General features: G+C 45.9%; 2 protein-coding genes and 1 pseudogene. All 3 read right to left on the minus strand.

The window, feature by feature from the left end; translation table 11 throughout:
* Positions 1-312 precede the first annotated feature (312 nt).
* Positions 313-894, minus strand: coding sequence for a hypothetical protein (locus tag ACW9H9_RS28420; protein ID WP_457346675.1), 582 nt, complete (start codon positions 892-894; stop codon positions 313-315).
* Positions 895-951: 57 nt separating this feature from the next.
* A complete protein-coding gene (locus ACW9H9_RS28425) occupies positions 952-1,698 on the minus strand; it encodes a hypothetical protein (protein ID WP_457346674.1) in 747 nt (248 codons plus the stop codon).
* Positions 1,691-2,598 (minus strand): annotated as a pseudogene (locus tag ACW9H9_RS28430) (T6SS effector BTH_I2691 family protein); the annotation flags it as partial. The gene ACW9H9_RS28425 and the pseudogene ACW9H9_RS28430, both read right to left, overlap by 8 nt.

Consider the following 2,598-nt stretch of genomic DNA (forward strand, 5'->3'; position numbering starts at 1 on the left):
GGTGACGTTTGAAGTGTAGACGAATTACTCAGAAATTTATTTCGCGAACAGCACATTAGCGTGTCTTAAGTATTTTATTTGTCTGTATTTCTAGTTTGCACGGTACGGTCAAGTCAGTCGGTTGCGTTCAGCATCATTTTCATGTTTGGTCGGTGCTCAGGGGGACGTTGACTTTTGCTCTGATGAAGGGGACGGTGGGGGATAAGTAAGGCTTGATAAGAGTGGCGACGACCTCTTTTTGGTTGCGGTGGCAAAAAAGGTTGAGGCTCCAGTGGATTGTATGGTCATCTCCATCTAGTTTGACGTGGTATTTCAAGTCAATAACTTCTCTGTTTGTCGCAATGGTGAGTTGTGTGATCTCCGCCCACTGGAAGGCGTAGTAGTGATATTGGCTGTGCAGGTCCTGAATTTTTTTGATTTGGCCATGGATAGATAGAGCAAGCCTATACCGCCTGGGCCCATCAGCGCGCCGAGTATCAAGGAAGGATCAATCGTCGCTATGAAGAGAAATGCCAGGACTGTAATTCCGACGAGCCATTTTAAAAGTAGCAATACTGCTTTAGGAAAGCTTTTCCATTTGCAGTATTCAACGCCGGAAGAGCTGATTCGATAGGCAAAACACATCTTTTCATGGGTCATCGAAGTAAGCGCAATCGTGACAATACTGAAAAAAACAAACGTTGAGACGGCGCTGAAAAAAGGGTCGTCGCCCATGCTTCGATATAATAGAACCGAGCCAATGATCAGTGATATAAAGCAGCACCAGAACATCGTGTTGGCCACAAAAGTGTTGTAATTGCGGGCTTTGATGGTCCATTCCAGTAGAGTGGTGTCGTCCGAGAACTTCCATTTGAGTTGTTCGGGTAAAAGGAGGGGGCGTTTGGGTTTTAACATGGTTGAGATTTTTGATTAATTAGGGTTTGAAGACGTATATTTTTAGTTTCTCGAGTTCTAGTCGGTACTCAGGGGGACGTTGACTTTTGCTCTGATGAAGGGGGTGCCAGGGGGGAGTTTAGGCTTGATGAGGTTGGCAATATTTTCTTTTTGGTTTCTTTCACAGAACATATTGAGGCTCCAACGCACTGTGCGGCCAAGGCGCTGGTCAAACAGTGTGAACTTCAAGTCTAAAACTTCTCGATTGGTGGCAATGGCGAGCTGAGTGAAGTGTTCCCATTGAAACACCAAGTGGTGGTATTCCGTGTGCATTTCCTGGTAACGCTTGGAGTTCGCCATTGAAAGGTAAATGAGGCCCATTCCACCTGGGCCTACCAGTGCGCCAAGTAAAAAGCCAGGATCAGAAGCTGCCAAATAAAGAAAAATTATTGCGGTGATTGCAGTCATCCATTTTAAAAAAATCAATGCCCATTTGGGAGGGTTTTTCCATTCACAATGTTCTATGCCTATTTGAGTAACGCGGTATGCGAAATTTGTTTTTTGATGCGTCATGCTTGCAACTATAATCAGAGCAATTAACACATAAAAAAGGCATGAGAGTGTCCGCCAAGGCTGGTCCATTCCCCTATAAGCGGTGTACATGATGAATACGCTGCCCAATATTAGTACGGCCATAAATGCAAACGCACAATTTGCCATGCTCGTGTTGTAATTTCGCGCTCGGATCGTCCATGCCAATAACTCAGGTTGGCCTGCATGCTCCCATCGAAGTTGAAGAGGCAGAGAGGGGTTGAATTTAAACATCGTGGCACTCGTTTTTTTCAGGAGTCGCCAGTTTTAATAGCGGAGTGTTTCTCTTCGTCAATACAGTTTCGTTCTCTAACTTTAGTTCGCCACTAAAAGCTTGATTGACGCGATCAGCTTCGTTAACTGTCCAGTCGAGTGCTAACCGAAACATATAACCGCGGCCATCATTACGCTGAAGAACTCCGGAGGGATACTTGATCTCAAGCTCAAGCATCGGATTTTGTATTGAGGTATCTATCCACACTTGCCAGAGGCGGTACTGTTCAGTGTTGGAGTAATTAAAATCGGCAGGGCTGTTGTTTTTTTCATTGGGAGCAGTTGGCAGTATCCCTAGCATTTTAGGGTTTACCCAGTTTCCGTTGAGGAACTGATCATAAAATGTGCGCTTCATGATTTTTAGTTCGTCTTGAACAAAATACTGTTTTCCGATAAGTGCCGGTTGCAGGGTCACTTCTTTGCCCATCAACACAGCAGGCACTTGGATTTGTATCCAAAAGCCTATCCATGTCCTCGGTGTGCTGCCTCCTCCGTAATACAACGCCCTTCCGCCTACACTGGGGCGCTGCAAGGTTTCCAGTAAAGCTTGCATTTGTTTTGGATGACCTTCTTCGCCCTGCCACTCCGAGATGGAGCCACGCCCCCAGCTGCAGCGATAGAGCCACAAACGCAACCCCTCTCGTTTAAAACGATTTGCAGCCATTGTGAGCAACAAATAAGCGATCCCGAGAAGCGCTAAAGCGAGGGTTATTGGAGAGGACATCACCCACGCAAAACCAAACCAGTAACCTAGTCCAGTACCAACTAATTGTGTAGTAGCAATAGCGGACATTAAAAAAACTGTGCCTAGGGATGGTCTGAAGTAGGCCACTATGTTTCGACAGCCGAGCCATAGACGCT

The organism is Pseudomonas sp. SDO5215_S409 (assembly GCF_054071325.1).